General features: G+C 63.5%; 16 protein-coding genes. 4 read left to right on the forward strand and 12 right to left on the reverse strand.

Going from position 1 to position 15259, the window contains the following annotated elements:
* From hydA to aptA, 3 genes are all read right to left on the reverse strand, one after another.
* Entirely contained in the window at positions 1-1452 is a 1452-nt protein-coding gene (hydA, locus tag AC1VON_RS25795) for a dihydropyrimidinase (RefSeq protein ID WP_483125309.1), read from the reverse strand.
* Positions 1453-1518: 66 nt separating this feature from the next.
* Positions 1519-2769 (reverse strand): Zn-dependent hydrolase, encoded by a 1251-nt coding sequence (locus AC1VON_RS25800; RefSeq protein ID WP_172349767.1) that lies wholly within the window; start codon positions 2767-2769, stop codon positions 1519-1521.
* Positions 2770-2840: 71 nt separating this feature from the next.
* Positions 2841-4169, reverse strand: coding sequence for an omega-aminotransferase AptA (aptA, locus tag AC1VON_RS25805; RefSeq protein WP_140775746.1), 1329 nt, complete (start codon positions 4167-4169; stop codon positions 2841-2843).
* Positions 4170-4393: 224 nt separating this feature from the next.
* Between aptA and AC1VON_RS25810 the strand changes: the two genes are divergently transcribed.
* A complete protein-coding gene (locus tag AC1VON_RS25810; RefSeq protein ID WP_172349766.1) occupies positions 4394-5047 on the forward strand; it encodes a TetR family transcriptional regulator C-terminal domain-containing protein in 654 nt (217 codons plus the stop codon).
* A 15-nt stretch (positions 5048-5062) separates the two neighbouring features.
* On the opposite strand, the gene AC1VON_RS25815 is transcribed toward AC1VON_RS25810, so the two are convergent.
* Positions 5063-5935 (reverse strand): helix-turn-helix transcriptional regulator, encoded by an 873-nt coding sequence (locus AC1VON_RS25815; RefSeq protein ID WP_483125310.1) that lies wholly within the window; start codon positions 5933-5935, stop codon positions 5063-5065.
* A 104-nt stretch (positions 5936-6039) separates the two neighbouring features.
* On the opposite strand from AC1VON_RS25815, the gene AC1VON_RS25820 reads away from it, so the two are divergent.
* A complete protein-coding gene (locus AC1VON_RS25820; RefSeq protein ID WP_483125311.1) occupies positions 6040-6879 on the forward strand; it encodes an SDR family NAD(P)-dependent oxidoreductase in 840 nt (279 codons plus the stop codon).
* Positions 6876-7598 carry an SDR family oxidoreductase gene (locus tag AC1VON_RS25825; RefSeq protein ID WP_483125312.1) on the forward strand — a complete coding sequence of 241 codons (723 nt, stop codon included), beginning with the start codon at positions 6876-6878 and terminating at the stop codon, positions 7596-7598. The genes AC1VON_RS25820 and AC1VON_RS25825 overlap by 4 nt, the downstream gene beginning before the upstream one ends.
* A 9-nt stretch (positions 7599-7607) precedes the next feature.
* On the opposite strand, the gene AC1VON_RS25830 is transcribed toward AC1VON_RS25825, so the two are convergent.
* The 7 genes from AC1VON_RS25830 to AC1VON_RS25860 all read right to left on the reverse strand — a co-directional run bounded on the left by AC1VON_RS25830 (position 7608) and on the right by AC1VON_RS25860 (position 13546).
* Entirely contained in the window at positions 7608-7985 is a 378-nt protein-coding gene (locus AC1VON_RS25830; protein WP_483125313.1) for a DoxX family protein, read from the reverse strand.
* Between the two features lie 65 nt (positions 7986-8050).
* The gene (locus AC1VON_RS25835) at positions 8051-8509 is read right to left on the reverse strand and encodes a carboxymuconolactone decarboxylase family protein (protein ID WP_172349762.1); all 459 of its coding nucleotides are present in this window, start codon (positions 8507-8509) and stop codon (positions 8051-8053) included.
* Between the two features lie 10 nt (positions 8510-8519).
* Positions 8520-9050 carry an RrF2 family transcriptional regulator gene (locus AC1VON_RS25840; RefSeq protein ID WP_483125314.1) on the reverse strand — a complete coding sequence of 177 codons (531 nt, stop codon included), beginning with the start codon at positions 9048-9050 and terminating at the stop codon, positions 8520-8522.
* 110 nt (positions 9051-9160) lie between these two features.
* Positions 9161-10474, reverse strand: coding sequence for an NAD-dependent dihydropyrimidine dehydrogenase subunit PreA (preA, locus tag AC1VON_RS25845; RefSeq protein ID WP_172349760.1), 1314 nt, complete (start codon positions 10472-10474; stop codon positions 9161-9163).
* Positions 10475-10486: 12 nt separating this feature from the next.
* Positions 10487-11329, reverse strand: coding sequence for a class I SAM-dependent methyltransferase (locus AC1VON_RS25850; RefSeq protein WP_172349759.1), 843 nt, complete (start codon positions 11327-11329; stop codon positions 10487-10489).
* Positions 11330-11334: 5 nt separating this feature from the next.
* Positions 11335-12690, reverse strand: coding sequence for an NAD(P)-dependent oxidoreductase (locus AC1VON_RS25855; protein WP_483125315.1), 1356 nt, complete (start codon positions 12688-12690; stop codon positions 11335-11337).
* 121 nt (positions 12691-12811) lie between these two features.
* On the reverse strand, positions 12812-13546 hold the full coding sequence (locus tag AC1VON_RS25860; RefSeq protein ID WP_483125316.1) for a gamma-glutamylcyclotransferase: 735 nt from the start codon (positions 13544-13546) through the stop codon (positions 12812-12814).
* Positions 13547-13720: 174 nt separating this feature from the next.
* On the opposite strand from AC1VON_RS25860, the gene AC1VON_RS25865 reads away from it, so the two are divergent.
* Positions 13721-14497 (forward strand): VOC family protein, encoded by a 777-nt coding sequence (locus AC1VON_RS25865; RefSeq protein WP_483125317.1) that lies wholly within the window; start codon positions 13721-13723, stop codon positions 14495-14497.
* An 80-nt stretch (positions 14498-14577) separates the two neighbouring features.
* Here AC1VON_RS25865 and AC1VON_RS25870 read toward each other — a convergent pair whose 3' ends face one another.
* Complete coding sequence (locus AC1VON_RS25870) at positions 14578-15066, reverse strand: hypothetical protein (protein ID WP_172349756.1); 489 nt, start codon at positions 15064-15066, stop codon at positions 14578-14580.
* Positions 15067-15259: the final 193 nt, after the last annotated feature.

The raw sequence follows: 15259 nt of genomic DNA on the forward strand, positions 1-15259 counted from the left end.
TCAAACCCCCGTCGCCGGGATGCCTGTGCGTTCCACCTTGCGCGGCGCGGTGATTTCCTTCCACGTCGACAGCGCGCGGTTGACCGCGGCGTTCGGCTCGCGCCCGACGAACTGGCCATGGCCGGGCTTGGCCTTCACCTCGGTCTCCTCGATCGACAGTTCGCCGCGCGAGAAGACGAAGCGTGGCAGGCCGGTCACCTCGACGCCTTCGAAGACGTTATAGTCGATGACAGACTGCTGCTTCTTGGCTGCGATCGTCTTCTTGCGCTTCGGATCCCAGACGATGATGTCGGCGTCAGCACCTTCGACGATGGCGCCCTTCCTGGGATACATGTTGAGGATCTTGGCGATGTTGGTCGAGGTCACCGCGACGAACTCGTTCACCGTCAGCCGCCCGGTGTTGACGCCCTTGGTCCACAACACCGGCAAACGGTCCTCGAGGCCACCGGTGCCGTTCGGTATCTTGGTGAAATCGCCGACGCCGAAGCGCTTCTGCTTGGTGGTGAAGGCGCAATGGTCGGTCGCCACCACCTGCAGCGATCCCGCCTGCAAGCCGGCCCACAACGAATCCTGGTGCAGCCTGTTGCGGAAGGGCGGGCTCATCACGCGCCGCGCGGCATGGTCCCAGTCCTTGTCGAAATACTCGCTCTCGTCCAGTGTCAGGTGCTGGATCAGCGGTTCGCCGAACACGCGCATGCCTTTCTGGCGCGCCCGGCGGATGGCCTCATGGCTCTGCTCGCAGGAGACATGCACGACATAGAGCGGCACGCCGGCCATGTCGGCGATCATGATGGCGCGGTTGGTGGCCTCGCCCTCCACTTCCGGCGGACGCGAATAGGCGTGACCCTCGGGTCCGTTGTTGCCGGCGGCCAGCAGCTTCTGCGACAGGGCGGCAACCACATCGCCATTCTCGGCATGCACCAGCGGCAGCGCGCCAAGGTCGGCGCAGCGCTGGAACGACGCATACATCTCGTCGTCATCCACCATCAGTGCGCCCTTGTAGGCCATGAAGTGCTTGAACGAGGTGATGCCCTTGTCGACGACGGTGGCCATTTCGTCGAACACCTGCTTGCCCCACCAGGTGATCGCCATGTGGAAGGAATAGTCGCACGACGCCTTGGAGGTCTTGTTGTCCCACATCTGCAAGGCCTCCAACAGCGATTGCTGCGGCGCCGGCAGGCAGAAATCGACCACCATCGTGGTGCCGCCGGCAAGGGCCGCACGCGTGCCGGATTCGAAATCGTCGGCCGAATAGGTGCCCATGAACGGCATTTCGAGATGGGTATGAGGGTCGATGCCGCCCGGCATCACATAGCAACCGGTGGCGTCGTACTCATGATCGCCATGCAGGTCCGAGCCGATGGCGACGATCTTGCCGTGGCTGAACAGCACGTCGGCCTTCCAGCTGCGGTCAGCGGTGACGACGGTGCCGTTCTTGATGACTTTGGTCATTTTCGTGTTCCCTTGTTCTTTTCGCGCTTCTTCGTGAGCAGCGTTTGGAATCTGGATGTCTAAAGCTCACTCCACGATGACAGCCGTCTCCACCACCGCGTGGAACAGCACGTCGGCGCCGGCCGAGGCCCATTCCTTGGTGATCTCCTCGGCCTCGTTGTGGCTCAGCCCATCGACGCAGGGGCACATCACCATTGCGGTCGGCGCGACGCGGTTGATCCAGCAGGCATCATGGCCGGCACCCGAGACGATGTTGCGGTGCGTGTAGCCAAGCCGTTCGGCGGCATCGCGGATGGCCTTCACGCAGCCGGCATCGAAAGTGACCGGATCGAAATGGCCGACCTGCTCGACCTTGTACTGGATATCCAGCGCCTCGCAGATCGTGTCGATGCCTTCGCGGATGCGGCCGTCCATGGCATCCAGCACTTCCTTCTCCGGCGAGCGTATGTCGATGGTGAAGACGGTGCGGCCGGCGATGATGTTGCGCGAGTTGGGATAGGCCTCCATGTGGCCGACCGCGCCGACGGCGTCGGGCTGGTAGTCCATGGCGATCTCATGCACCAGTTCGATCACACGAGCCATGCCGAGCCCGGCATTGCGGCGCTTGGGCATCGGCGTCGAGCCGGTATGGGCCTCCTTGCCGGTCAGCGTCACCTGCAGCCATTTCAGGCCCTGGCCATGGGTGACGACACCGATGTCGATGTCTTCGTCCTCGAGGATCGGGCCCTGCTCGATATGCAGTTCGAAGAAGGCGTGGATCTTGCGATCGCCGACCTTCTCGGTGCCCTTCCAGCCTATGCGCTCCAGCTCCTCGCCGAATTTCTTGCCGTTCTTGTCCGTGTGCTCATAGACATCGGCCTGATCGAGCACACCGGCGAACACGCCCGACGCCATCATCGCCGGCGCGAAGCGCGAGCCTTCCTCGTTGGTCCAGTTGGTGACGACGATCGGATGTTTCGTCTTGATGCCGAGATCGTTGAGTGAGCGCACGACTTCCAGCCCGCCAAGAACGCCGAGCACCCCGTCATATTTGCCGCCTGTCGGCTGCGTGTCGAGATGGCTGCCGACATAGACCGGCGCCAGGCTGGGGTCGGTGCCTTCGCGGCGGGCAAACATGGTGCCCATCTCGTCGACGCCCATTTCGAGCCCGGCGGCCTCGCACCAGCGCTTGAACAGATGCCGGCCCTCGCCATCCTCGTCTGTCACGGTCTGGCGATTGTTGCCGCCGGCAATGCCGGGGCCGATCTTCGCCATCTCCATCAGCGAATCCCACAAACGATCTGAATTGATTCGCAGATTCTCGCCGGGTGCGGCCATTCAAAGTCCTTCCATTTCATGCTCTGGGCGGGTGGCGGTTCCCATCGCCACCCGCCCAGATAAAAGCAAGTCTAGTCTATCGACCGCAGCACTTCCCGCACATGGTCGATCAGTTCGTTGATCTGGCCCTTGGTGATGATCAGCGGCGGCGACAGCGCGATGATATCACCGGTGGTGCGAATCAGCGCGCCGCGTTCGAACGCCTTGACGAAGGCCGAGAAGGCGCGCTTGGTCGGGCTGCCGGCAATGGGCGCCAGTTCGATCGCGCCGATCAGGCCGATGTTCCTGATGTCGATGACATGCGGCTCGCCCTTCAGCGAGTGCAGCGCGTCTTCCCAATAGGGCGCCAGTTCCTCGCCGCGGGTAAGCAGACCTTCTTCCTTGTAGGTGTCGAGTGTGCCGAGTGCGGCCGCACAGGCGATCGGATTGCCCGAATAGGTGTAGCCGTGGAAGAACTCGATCATGTGCTCGGGGCCGGTCATGAAGGCGTCGTGGATTTCCTTCTTCACGAACACCGCGCCCATCGGGATGACGCCGTTGGAGACGCCCTTGGCGGTGGTCATGATATCGGGAACCACGCCGAAATAGTCCGCCGCGAACGGCGCGCCGAGGCGGCCGAAACCGGTGATGACCTCGTCGAAGATCAACAGGATGCCATGCTTGGTGCAGATTTCGCGCAGCTTCTGCAGATAGCCCTTGGGCGGCAGGATGACGCCAGTGGAGCCGGCGACCGGCTCGACGATGACTGCGGCGATGGTCGAGGCGTCATGCAGCGCCACGATGCGTTCCAACTCGTTGGCGAGTTCCGCGCCATGTTCCGGTACGCCCTTGGAGAAGGCGTTCTTCTCCGGCAGATGCGTGTGCGGCATATGGTCGACGCCGCCGAGCAGCGTGCCGAACATCTTGCGGTTGGTGACGATGCCGCCGACCGAGATGCCGCCGAAATTGACGCCGTGATAGCCGCGCTCGCGGCCAATCAGGCGGGTGCGCGATCCCTCGCCCTTCACCCGGTGATAGGCAATCGCCATCTTCAGCGCGGTCTCGACCGATTCCGAACCGGAATTGGTGAAAAACACGTGGTCCATGCCCTTGGGCGCGATGTCGACCAGGCGGTTGGCCAGCTCGAACACGATGGGATGGCCCATCTGGAAAGCAGGCGCGTAATCGAGTTCGGCGGCCTGGTGCTGGATCGCCTCGGTGATCTTGGGCCGGCAGTGGCCGGCATTGACGCACCACAGGCCGGCGGTGCCGTCCAGCACCTTGCGGCCGTCGCTGGTCGTGTAATGCATGTCCTTGGCGGACACGAACATGCGTGGCGCCTGCTTGAACTGCCGGTTTGCCGTGAACGGCATCCAGAATGCACTGAGATCGTTCGGCGTGACTTTCAGCCGGTTGGACATGACCAAGACTTCCCCTTGTAACCTGTTTCGGTGCGTCCAACGCTTGGTCTTTGCGCCGTTTTCATGCTACGCAAATTTTTGACCGATTGGACAAACGTTAGCACCGCCCTGTCGGCGGTCAAGGGATTACTAGCGGAAATGCGGCTCCTGAAGTGCGTTCCACAGCCCGGGGAAAAACTGGTCCAGAGAATTGGTCCAGATGACCTTGAGCACGAGATTTGGCAATGCGAGGGTCCGCAAAGGTGAACACCAGCACGGAGGCCCCCCGCCGCACCCGCATCCAGCAGGAAAAGCGCGAAATCATCCTGGAGGCCGCACTCGAGGTGTTCTCCACCAACGGCTTCCGCGGCTCGACCATAGACCAGATCGCCGAAGCCGCCGGCATGTCGAAGCCGAACCTGCTCTATTACTTCCGCCGCAAGGAAGACATTCACGAGACTTTGATGCAGCGCCTGCTCGACACCTGGCTGGCGCCGTTGCGAGAGCTCGACGACATCGGCGATCCCATGACCGAGCTCAGGAGCTACATCCGGCGCAAGCTCGAAATGGCGCGCGATTTTCCGCGCGAGAGCCGGCTGTTCGCCAACGAGATCCTGCAAGGCGCTCCGCGCATCATGCCGCTGCTGGCCGGCGAGTTGAAGACGCTGGTCGACGAGAAGGCATCAGTCATCAAGGGCTGGATGCGTGCCGGCAAGATCGCCAAGACCGACCCCTGGCACCTGATCTTCTCGATCTGGGCGACGACGCAGCACTATGCCGATTTCGACGTCCAGGTCCGCGCGGTGCTGGGACCGAACCGAGGCGGCGACGGCCGCTTCGAGGACGCGGCGCGGTTTCTGGAGCAGTTGTTTCTTGAGGGGCTGAGACCAAAGGGCTGACCCGGCCGCGATGGTTCAGGCGCTGCGTCGCTCGGCCGGAAGGTCGTCGAGCAGCTTGCGCAGCTTGGCGATCGAGTTCTGCTCGGCAAGCGGCGTGTAGACGATCAGCTTCATGTCCGAGCCGTCGTCGATCGACAGGCTCATATGCTCGAACACCATCGGGCCGGCCGTGGGGTGGCGCAGGTGCTTCAAGCCGGACAGACGGTGCACGACGTCGCGCTGCGGCCACCATTCCCGGAACTCGGGACTTGAGCGCATCATCAGCGCGATCAGCCGCTCGAAATCCGGATCACCGACATACTTCGCGCTTTCGGCGCGGAACGCGGCGAGAGTGGCGCGGGCCACCTGCTCCCAGTCGACCAGCAGATGCCGCCGGTGCGGATCGGTGAAAACGCCATGGATGATGTTGCGGGCGTCCCCCTCCAACAGGCCGTAATCGCCGAAAATGGCAACAGCCGCGCCATTCCAGGCCAGCACGTCCCAGCGCGGGCCGACGACATAGGCGGGCTGCAGCACCAGGCTCTGCAGCATATGCAGCAAGGGCCCGTCGACCTTCGCCGGCACAATGCGCCGCCGCTCGGGCTGCTGGCGGCCGGCGAGCGTGAACAAATGCCGCTTCTCAGCCGGGTCCAGCCGCAGCGCCTCGCTGAGCGCCGTCAGCACTTCCACCGAAGGTCGCACGTCCCTGCCCTGCTCCAGCCAGGTGTACCAGGTGGTGCCGACACCGGCGATCATTGCCACCTCTTCGCGGCGCAGGCCCGGCGTTCGCCGCCTGAGGCCGGTCGCGATGCCGGTTGCCGAGGGCGTCAGCCTCTCGCGTCGCGAGCGCAGGAAAGCACCGAGTTCACGCCGGCGGCTGTCTTCAGCGGAATGAGAGGGAGCGTCCATGACACTTATTATAGCAGTACTGATACCAGGATAAAGTTTGAACTGTTTGAGGCCTGCCGGATGTCCCATCTTCGGCTCGGAGCGACGAAATGGAGGCTCCGGACATGGACCTGCAAGACAAGACAATCCTCATCACCGGCTCGACCGACGGCGTCGGCCGCGTCGTTGCGCAAAGGCTAGGCGCCGCCGGCGCCCGCGTGCTGCTGCACGGCCGTGACGCGGCGCGCGGCAAGGCGGTAGTCGCCGACATCGAGGCAACCGGCGGCAAAGCCGAGTTCTTCGCCGCCGACCTCGGCTCGCTGGCCGAGGTTCGCCGCCTCGCCGAAACCGTCCGCGCCGGGACGGACCGGCTCGACATCCTCATCAACAATGCCGGCATCGGCACGGCCAGCGCCAAGAGACTGGTCAGCGCCGACGGCTACGAACTGCGCTTCGCGGTCAACTATCTCGCTGGTTTCCTGCTGACCTCGGAACTGCTGCCGTTGCTGAAGGCGAGTGCGCCGGCGCGCATCGTCAATGTCGCCTCGGCCGGCCAGCAGGCGATCGACTTTAGCGATGTCATGCTGACCCACGGCTATGGCGGCGTGCGAGCCTACTGCCAGAGCAAGCTGGCGCAGATCCTGTTCACCGTCGATCTGGCGGAACAGCTGAAAGGCACCGGCGTCACCGTCAACGCGCTGCATCCGGCGAGCTACATGAACACCACCATGGTCCGGCAGGCGGGCGTGACGCCATGGAGTTCGGTCGAAACCGGTGCCGACGCGATCGTCAACCTCGCGACCTCGTCCGCGCTCGCAGGACGCAGCGGCCTCTATTTCGACGGTCTGCGCGAATCCCGCGCCGACGCCCAGGCCTACGACGCCAGGGCAAGACAGCAATTGCGGAGCCTGAGCCTCGACCTTGTCGGCCCGGCCTCCTCAAAATCGAAGGAACAACACTCATGACCAACAGAGCCGAACACACAGTCATCATCGGCGGCTCGTCCGGCATCGGCCTGGCAACCGCGCGCAAGCTGATTGGACCCGGCATGAAGGTGACGATCACCGGGCGCAACCAGGATAAGCTCGCCGGCGCCTGGAAAAGCCTTGGCGGCGCTGCCGACAAGGCGGCCTTCGATGCTTCGAAGCCGGATGAAGTGCGTCAGTTCTTCGAGCGCCTCGGCCCGTTCGACCACCTCGTTCTGGCGGCGAGCGGCGGCAAGGGCCTCGGCCCGTTCGAGACCCTCGACCTTGCCGACATCGGCAGCGGCGTCGAGGAGAAGGTACGGCCGCAACTGTCCTGCCTGCAGGCAGCCCTGCCGACGCTCGGCAAGACCGGATCGGTCACCTTCATATCGGCGGTATCGGCTCAGGTCGCCATGCCGGGCATCGCCGGCATCGGCGCCATCAACGGCATGCTGTTGACCGTGGCGCCGATCCTGGCTGTCGAACTGAAGCCCTTGCGCGTCAACGTCGTGGCGCCTGGCGTTATCGACACGCCGTGGTGGGATTTTTTACCGGAAGAGCAGCGGCAGGCGGTCTTTGCCGAATATGCCGGCAAGACGCCTGTCGGCCGCGTCGGCCGCGCCGAGGATGTCGCCTCGGCGATAGCCTTCCTCGTCTCCAACGGCTTCATGACCGGCCAGGTGCTGACCTGCGATGGCGGCCTGCGCTTCGCGGCATGACCTCAGCCTTCAAACGGATTGAGCGATCAGAGTCAGGAACCCGCCGCCGAGCGCGACATTGCCGACGAAGCCGTTGATGCGCGCCGCGCGGTCCGGGCCCTGATGGTCCCAGAAATTGTGGAATATCGGTGTCGCGACGACCAGGAACACCACCAGCACCGCACAGGCGATCGCGGTCCATGGCCCAGCTATCACCAGAGCACCGGCAACGATCTGCAAGACGATGCCGGCCCATAGCGCCAGCCGCGCCCGCGGCACGCCGCGCGCGGCCATCAGCCCTGTCAGGAAAGCAGCGTTCTGGATGTTGCGCAGGCCGGCGAAGGCGAAAGCGCCGCCGAGCAACAGGCGGCCGAGAAACAACAAGGTCGAAGGCAAATCGACAGGCATCAAACGCTCCCTTTGAAACTGTTGGAGCGCCGCCGCCTCGGCGGCGCTCCCATAGCGCAAGAAAATCAGGCTGCCTTGGCGGCCGGCATCGGATGAATGGCGTGGAACGGGATGCAAAGCCGGTTCCAGGTGTTGATCATGCCGAGAGCAACCGACAGCTTGACCAGTTCCTCGTCCGAGAAATGCTCAAGCGTGCGGGCATAAAGTTCGTCAGAGACGCCATTGTCAGCAATCAGGGTCACCGCCTCGGTCCAGGCAAAGGCGGCGCGCTCGCGTTCGGAAAACAGCGGCGATTCCTTCCAGGCCGAGACGAGATAGAGCCGCTGCTCGGTTTCTCCGTCGCGCCTCGCCTCGCGGCTGTGCATCTCGACGCAGTAGGAGCAGCCATTGATCTGCGACGCCCTGAGCTTGATCAGGTGCAGCAGGCTCACCTCCAGCCCGCATTCGTCGACCGCCTTGTTGAGCGCCGACACCGCCTTCATGATCTCGGGCGCCTTGGCGAAGAATTGCATCCTCTGTTTCATCGTCTTCCTTTCACATCTGCTTTGGGGGTTGAGGGATGGAACTGGATTTCTGCGGCCGCTGATGGCGTGCGACAAAGGCACAACTCGCGGCAAACGATCGGGGATCGCCCTCTGCCGCGTAGTCCGCCACGATGTCGGAGAGCTTTGTCTCGGCGAGCGCAGCCCGATAGGCGCGCTCGGCTTTCAGCATCGCGGCATTGATGCCGCAGGGTTTGACATAGGCCGAAGCGTCGAGCTTGACCGGGCCGTTGCGGCGGATCTCGCCGCAGCGAAAGGCCGGTTCACGTCCCTCGATGGCCAGCACGACGTCGAGCAGGGTGATGCTCTCCGCCGGCCGCGCCAGCCGGTAGCCGCCCGCCGGCCCTGATATCGATTCCAGGATGCGCGCCGCGCACAGCATGTTGAGATGCTTCAGCAGATAGCTCGGCGACAGGCCAAAGGATTCGGCAAGAGCGGCACCCGGCATGGTGCTGTTTCCGTCCACGCTGGCCAGCGTGGCCGCACAGTGGATGGCCGCTTCAACGCCCTCGCCAAGTTTCATGATGCCGATCTCCAATTCATGGATATCTTTTATCCTGGATAATCTTTATCCGCAATAGGAAAATGAAAAACGGCGCCGGAAGGCGCCGCTTCTTTGTCGAATGTCTGCCCCTACTCCGCCGCCACCTTGGCCATCGGATTGTTCGGGTGCGTCGTCCAGTTGGCGTAGATTGGCGATACCGGCTTGCCGGTGCGTTCATCCATTGCCCCGGCGGCCAGCGGCTCCATGGTGATGCAATTGTCGACCGGGCAGACATTGACGCACAGATTGCAGCCGACGCACTCCGCCTCGATCACCTCGAAATGCCTGACGCCGTTGACCATGTTGGTAATCGCCTGGTGCGAGGTGTCCTCGCAGGCGATGTGGCAGCGGCCGCATTTGATGCAGGCATCCTGGTCGATATGCGCCTTGGCGACATAGTTGAGGTTGAGATACTGCCAGTCGGTGACGTTGGGCGTGGCGCGACCGATGACGTCGTCGAGCGAGCGGTGGCCCTTCTCGTCCATCCAGTTCTCGAGACCCGCGATCATCTCCTGCACGATTTTGAAGCCATAGGTCATGGCCGCCGTGCACACCTGCACGTTGCCGGCGCCCAGAGCCAGGAATTCGGCGGCGTCGCGCCATGTGGTGATGCCGCCAATGCCCGAGATCGGCAGGCCGCGCGTTTCGGGATCGCGCGCGATTTCGGCCACCATGTTCATGGCGATCGGCTTCACCGCCGGGCCGCAATAGCCGCCATGCGAGCCCTTGCCGTCGATGGTGGGCATCGGCGCGAAGCTGTCGAGATCGACACCGGTGATCGAATTGATGGTGTTGATCAGCGACACCGCGTCGGTGCCGCCGGCATGTGCTGCCCGCGCGGGCTTCCGGATATCCGTGATATTGGGCGTCAGCTTGGTGATGACGGGCATGCGCGTGTACTGCTTGCACCAGCGCACCACCATTTCGATATATTCCGGCACCTGGCCGACGGCCGCACCCATGCCACGTTCCGACATGCCATGCGGGCAGCCGAAATTGAGCTCGATGCCGTCGGCACCGGTCTCTTCGACCAGCGGCAGGATGGATTTCCAACTCTCCTCGACGCAAGGCACCATGATCGAGGCGATCAGCGCGCGGTCGGGCCAATCCATCTTGACCTGCTTCATCTCGCGCAGATTGGTCTGCAGGTCGCGGTCGGTGATCAGTTCGATATTGTTGAGACCGAGCAGGCGCCGGTCCGCACCCCAGATCGCGCCATAGCGCGGGCCGTTGACGTTGACGACAGGCGGGCCTTCCTCGCCCAGCGTCTTCCACACAACGCCGCCCCACCCTGCCTTGAAGGCGCGGATGACGTTGTAGGCCTTGTCGGTCGGCGGCGCGGAGGCCAGCCAGAATGGATTGGGCGATTTGATGCCGACGAAATTGTTGCGGATGTCAGCCATGACAGGTCCCTTTCAACGGAGACGAAGGAGCATTTCCACGGGTGCAAGAATGCCGCCTTCAAGCGCGGCGGTGATATTGGCGATCTTGGTGCGGGCGCTCTCGCCCATGATGAGGCCGACGCCGGGCGGCGGTTTTTTGCCTTCTGCTTGCGCGGCGGCCATCCGGGCACGCACAGTGGCGAAGAATTCGATGGCAAAAGCGCCGCGTGGCCGCTCGGCGGTTACCGAGAACCCCGCGGCTGCAGCGGCCGCGCGATAGTCACCGGGCGTGGCAACGAAGGACATGGTTTCATCCGATGCCCATGGCAGCGGATAGGTCAGCGCGCCGACCTTCAGCCGCATCACATCATAGACGGCGAAGACGCCGCCCGGACGGAGCACGCGCGCGGCCTCGCTCATCAGCTTTTTCTTGTCGGGAAGGTTCATGCCGACATGCAGGATCATGGCCGCGTCGAAGCTGGCGTTTTGGAACGGCATATCCAAGGCGCTGCCCTGCACGAAGTGCGTCCTGTCGGCCATTCCCGTGCGCTTCGACAGGCTGGTCGCGATGTCGACATAGCTTTGCGTGAGATCGATGCCGGTGACATCCGCGCCGGCTTCGTTGGCGGCAAAGCGGGCTGGACCACCCACCCCCGATCCGATATCGAGCAGCCTGGCTCCAGGCCTCAAACCCATCTGCCCGATGAGTTCCCTTGTGGCGGCGATGCCGCCAATGTGGAATTCGTCGACCGCTTCAAGATCGCCGGCGCGCAGATGCGCAACGTCCACGCCCGTATCGGCGAGCGCGGCAAGGATGCGCTGCTCGAGACCCGCTATGTCGTAGTGACGGGCGACGCCCGGTTCCACCGTGGCCATGATCCTTATCCCTGCGTCAGACTCCTGTGTATGCTCTCCGCCGCATCGCGCCCTTGCGCCACGGCGGAAACGGTCAGGTCGTCGCCACCAAAGATGCAGTCGCCGCCGGCCCAGACTTTCGCCAGCGAGGTACGCCCTTCCGCGTCGACCTTGATGCGGCCGGCTTCGAGCTCGATTGCGGCACCGCTGCCATTGAGGGCGGCCGGGACAAAGCTCTGGCCGATCGCCTTGAACACCTGGTCGGCCACCAGCGTCAGCGTCTCGCCGGTGCCGGCGAGCTTGTCGCCCTTCAATGCCGTGTATTCGAGTTCTATGCCCGACACCTTGCCGGCCTCGGCAATCACCCGCTTCGGCTGCAGCCAGTGGCGGATGGTGACGCCGTTGGCGGCGGCCAGGTCCTGCTCGAACTCCGAGGCATTCATGTGCTCCTGGCCGCGCCGGTAGCAGATCGTCACCTCCTCGGCGCCGAGCAGCTTCGACTGCACGGCCGCGTCGATCGCCGTCATGCCGCCGCCGATGACGACGACACGGCGACCAACCGGCAGGCCGGAGAGATCGCTGGCCTGGCGCAGCTCGGCTATGAATTCCACCGCATTGATGACGCCGGCGGCATCCTCGCCATCGGCGCGCAGCGCATTGACGCCGCCGAGCCCCATGCCGAGGAACACCGCGTCATAATTGCGGATCAGGTCGGAGAGCTGGTAGTCGCGGCCGAGCGCCTTGCCGTTCTGGATGTCGATGCCGCCGATCGCGGTGACATAGTCGACCTCGGCCTGGGCGAAATTGTCGACGCTCTTGTAGGCGGCGATGCCGTACTCGTTGAGGCCGCCGGCCTTCGGACGCGCTTCCAGGATGGTCACGTCATGGCCATGGCGGGCGAGCCGATGCGCGGCGGCAAGGCCGGCCGGGCCGGCGCCGACCACGGCGACCGTCTTGCCGGTCGGCTCCGGGCGCGGATAGAACTGCTTGTTCTCGGCCATGGCGACATCGGTGGCGTAGCGCTGCAGGCGGCCGATCTGCACCGGCTTGCCTTCCGCCACCTCGCGCACGCAGACCTCTTCGCACAGCGTCTCGGTCGGGCAGACGCGAGCGCACATGCCGCCAAGGATGTTCTGGTCGAAGATGGTCTTGGCCGAACCGATCGGATTGCCGGTCGAGATCTGGCGGATGAACATCGGAATGTCGATCGAGGTCGGGCATGCGTTCATGCACGGCGCGTCGTAGCAGAAATAGCAGCGGTCGGATTCGACCAGCGCCTCGTGGTGATCGAGCGGCGGATGCAGGTCGGAAAAATTATCCGCATACTGCTCGGCCGCAAGCCGGCCGCCGGCAATACCTTCCTTGAACTGGCCTTCTGGCATTGTCAGTTCCCCATGTTTTCGTTTTGGGGAAGGCTAGCACGTTTTATTTTTTTATCAATTGGTCAATTTTCGGCGCAAGCCGCTGAAAAGGTTCGATAAAAACATGATTTTTTTACTCATGTTATGCTGTGGACGGCTGCTCTTGCCGGGCTGGGAAGCCCTCGTCGACCGGCCGGCCATGGAGTGCCCGGACCTCGTCCGCCACCAGCTCCTGCAGCCGCCACAGATTGCGGTCGTGGATGCCGAACGCTTCGAGATGACTGACCGTATTGTAGAGATATTCAGCTCCGGAGCCGATATGGCCGCAGGCCCTGGCCAATATGCTTGCCACCTTGTCCAGTGGCTGCCCCAGCGACGTTCCCCGCCCCTTCACGCCAACCCAGAAACCGAGCGCCCGCAACGGGCCTTGCGCCGTATGAACGGGCAGCCACCGGACTGAGCTGATGCTCTCATGGTCGCTGATCTCACGCCGCAGCAGCCTTTCGATCTGGGCCGGTTTTTCGCCCTCCTGCAAGCGGTAGATCACGCCGTTGCACCGTCCGCCCCGTTCGAGCGCCATCATCAGCCCGGGCTGCTCGGCACTGCCGCGCCAGCGCACCATGTCGAGGCAGAAGGAGCGGTGCCAGCCGAAGGCCGTGGCGAGCCTTTGCTCCAACGATTCGAATTCCGGCTTCCAGATCAGCGATCCGTAGGCGAACACCCAGAGCGGCCCCTCGTCCGCTTCAGCGGCAAGCCGCATGGCAAGGGTCCGGAAATCCTCGTCATTCAGCTCGGTCCAGCTTGGGTCCGGGCCCGGATCGGCCTCTTGCCGATGACACAGTGCGACAAGCTCAGGCGTGAGCGACATCAGGCGCATGAAACGACAACCCCTCTTTTGCCGCAGGGAAATCGAAAAAAGTCGGGCGCGCAACCCGGGAACGCATGTCATGCGTCGACATTATTCGTCCGGGCGAATGTCGGATTTCCGTCGCCAGGATCGTCCTTCGATGGATCGGACAACGATCGATGCTGAACGGTGAGGAGACCGACCATGCCGAAATCCCCGATGCCCTTCTTCTGGTACGAGCTGATGACATCAGACCTCGACGCCGCCGAGGCCTTCTATACCAAGGTTGTCGGCTGGACGGCGCAGCCCTTCGACACGGCTCCCGGCATGCCGCGCTATATCGTCATGAATGTCGGCGAGCGCGGCGTCGGCGGCCTGATGACCGTGCCCGAGGATGTCAGCAGGATGGGCGCGCCGCCTGCCTGGCTCGGTTACATCAAGACGAAGGACGCGGACGCCTCGACGAAATCATTGAAAGCTGCCGGCGGGGGCGTTCACCGTGAACCCACCGACATTCCGGGCGTCGGCCGCTTTGCCGTTGTCGCCGATCCGCAAGGCGCGGCCTTCATGTTCCTGCAGCCCAACGGCCCCGACCAGCCCGTCGTTCCGGCCAGCACACCCGGTCATATCGGCTGGCACGAGCTCTACACGAGCGATTGGAAGGCCGCGTTCGATTTCTATTCCAGCCAGTTCGGTTGGACCAATGCCGGCGATTTCGACATGGGCCCGATGGGCATCTACCAGACTTTCACGGCCGGCCCCGAATCCGGCGGCGGCATCATGAACAAGCCAGCGCAAATCCCCGTCCCGGTCTGGCAGTTCTATTTCAACGTCACCGGCATCGACTCGGCCGCAAAACGCGTCACCGACAATGGCGGCAAGATCCTGATGGGGCCGATGGAGGTGCCCGGCGGCAGCTGGATCGTGCAATGCCAGGACCCGCAAGGCGCGCATTTCGCCTTGATGGCGCCGGTGCGCTGACGACAATAGACACTGCAGGCGCGAAGCGGCGGCCCTTTATCGCACTATCGATGAAGGGCCGCATGCCTCTACCGGCCGACTTATTCCGGCGTCAACACCGCGACCTTCAGCTCAGCCTTTTTCGCGCCACTGAACTGGATGGTGGCCGGGCCGGCTGCAAGCTTGAAACGCACGCTTTTGCGGATACCCGGGCAGGTTTTCACACCGCTATAGCCGGCCGATTTCACGGCCTTGCCGTCCTGGATGACATCGATCCAGGCCTCGCCCGACAGGCTGATCTGGATGGCGCCTTCGGGTGGCACAGCCACGCTGGCGACAGCGCCAAACGTGCCCTCTCCCGGAGCATGTTCAGGGGGCACCGCGAAGCTGGCCTTGTCGACCGGCACCAGCGCCAGATCAGCGGCCGCGCCGACCGCCAGCGTCGCTCCGGACGGCGTTGCCGGCGCCGCGGCAAACAACGTCTGTTCCCGCGTCACCGGCCATTTGAAGGCCTCGCAGCCGGCGTCCTCCGCCATGGCGAAACCGGTGCCTGCGACGAGTGCGAATAGGCTGATGATGACTTTTTTCATGGCAAGGAAATCCACCTGTTCAGAGCGCTCATGCTAATACAACCATAGCGATATAAATGCAACCCAGGCGAGAACAATATCAAAGGGCATGCCGGGGGACATTTCCAATCACCGATTGTTGATGACATGCCAAGGGAAGTGAATGGTCCATCGCTGGGCGATAATCTAACGCCGGGCCGGGAGGGTGAAAAAG

This window comes from Mesorhizobium sp. HAY1-8B, assembly GCF_056868045.1.

What these genes read in the sequence shown, in the direction of transcription:
- AC1VON_RS25830 (WP_483125313.1), bottom strand. Translation starts at nt 7,985, where the DNA reads ATGCCTGTCGATTTGCCTTCGACCTTGTTGTTTCTCGGCCGCCTGTTG.
- AC1VON_RS25820 (WP_483125311.1), top strand. Translation starts at nt 6,040, where the DNA reads ATGGACCTGCAAGACAAGACAATCCTCATCACCGGCTCGACCGACGGC.
- AC1VON_RS25840 (WP_483125314.1), bottom strand. Translation starts at nt 9,050, where the DNA reads ATGAAACTTGGCGAGGGCGTTGAAGCGGCCATCCACTGTGCGGCCACG.
- AC1VON_RS25860 (WP_483125316.1), bottom strand. Translation starts at nt 13,546, where the DNA reads ATGCGCCTGATGTCGCTCACGCCTGAGCTTGTCGCACTGTGTCATCGG.
- preA (WP_172349760.1), bottom strand. Translation starts at nt 10,474, where the DNA reads ATGGCTGACATCCGCAACAATTTCGTCGGCATCAAATCGCCCAATCCA.
- hydA (WP_483125309.1), bottom strand. Translation starts at nt 1,452, where the DNA reads ATGACCAAAGTCATCAAGAACGGCACCGTCGTCACCGCTGACCGCAGC.
- AC1VON_RS25815 (WP_483125310.1), bottom strand. Translation starts at nt 5,935, where the DNA reads ATGGACGCTCCCTCTCATTCCGCTGAAGACAGCCGCCGGCGTGAACTC.
- aptA (WP_140775746.1), bottom strand. Translation starts at nt 4,169, where the DNA reads ATGTCCAACCGGCTGAAAGTCACGCCGAACGATCTCAGTGCATTCTGG.
- AC1VON_RS25850 (WP_172349759.1), bottom strand. Translation starts at nt 11,329, where the DNA reads ATGGCCACGGTGGAACCGGGCGTCGCCCGTCACTACGACATAGCGGGT.
- AC1VON_RS25800 (WP_172349767.1), bottom strand. Translation starts at nt 2,769, where the DNA reads ATGGCCGCACCCGGCGAGAATCTGCGAATCAATTCAGATCGTTTGTGG.
- AC1VON_RS25825 (WP_483125312.1), top strand. Translation starts at nt 6,876, where the DNA reads ATGACCAACAGAGCCGAACACACAGTCATCATCGGCGGCTCGTCCGGC.
- AC1VON_RS25855 (WP_483125315.1), bottom strand. Translation starts at nt 12,690, where the DNA reads ATGCCAGAAGGCCAGTTCAAGGAAGGTATTGCCGGCGGCCGGCTTGCG.
- AC1VON_RS25810 (WP_172349766.1), top strand. Translation starts at nt 4,394, where the DNA reads ATGCGAGGGTCCGCAAAGGTGAACACCAGCACGGAGGCCCCCCGCCGC.
- AC1VON_RS25835 (WP_172349762.1), bottom strand. Translation starts at nt 8,509, where the DNA reads ATGAAACAGAGGATGCAATTCTTCGCCAAGGCGCCCGAGATCATGAAG.
- AC1VON_RS25870 (WP_172349756.1), bottom strand. Translation starts at nt 15,066, where the DNA reads ATGAAAAAAGTCATCATCAGCCTATTCGCACTCGTCGCAGGCACCGGT.
- AC1VON_RS25865 (WP_483125317.1), top strand. Translation starts at nt 13,721, where the DNA reads ATGCCGAAATCCCCGATGCCCTTCTTCTGGTACGAGCTGATGACATCA.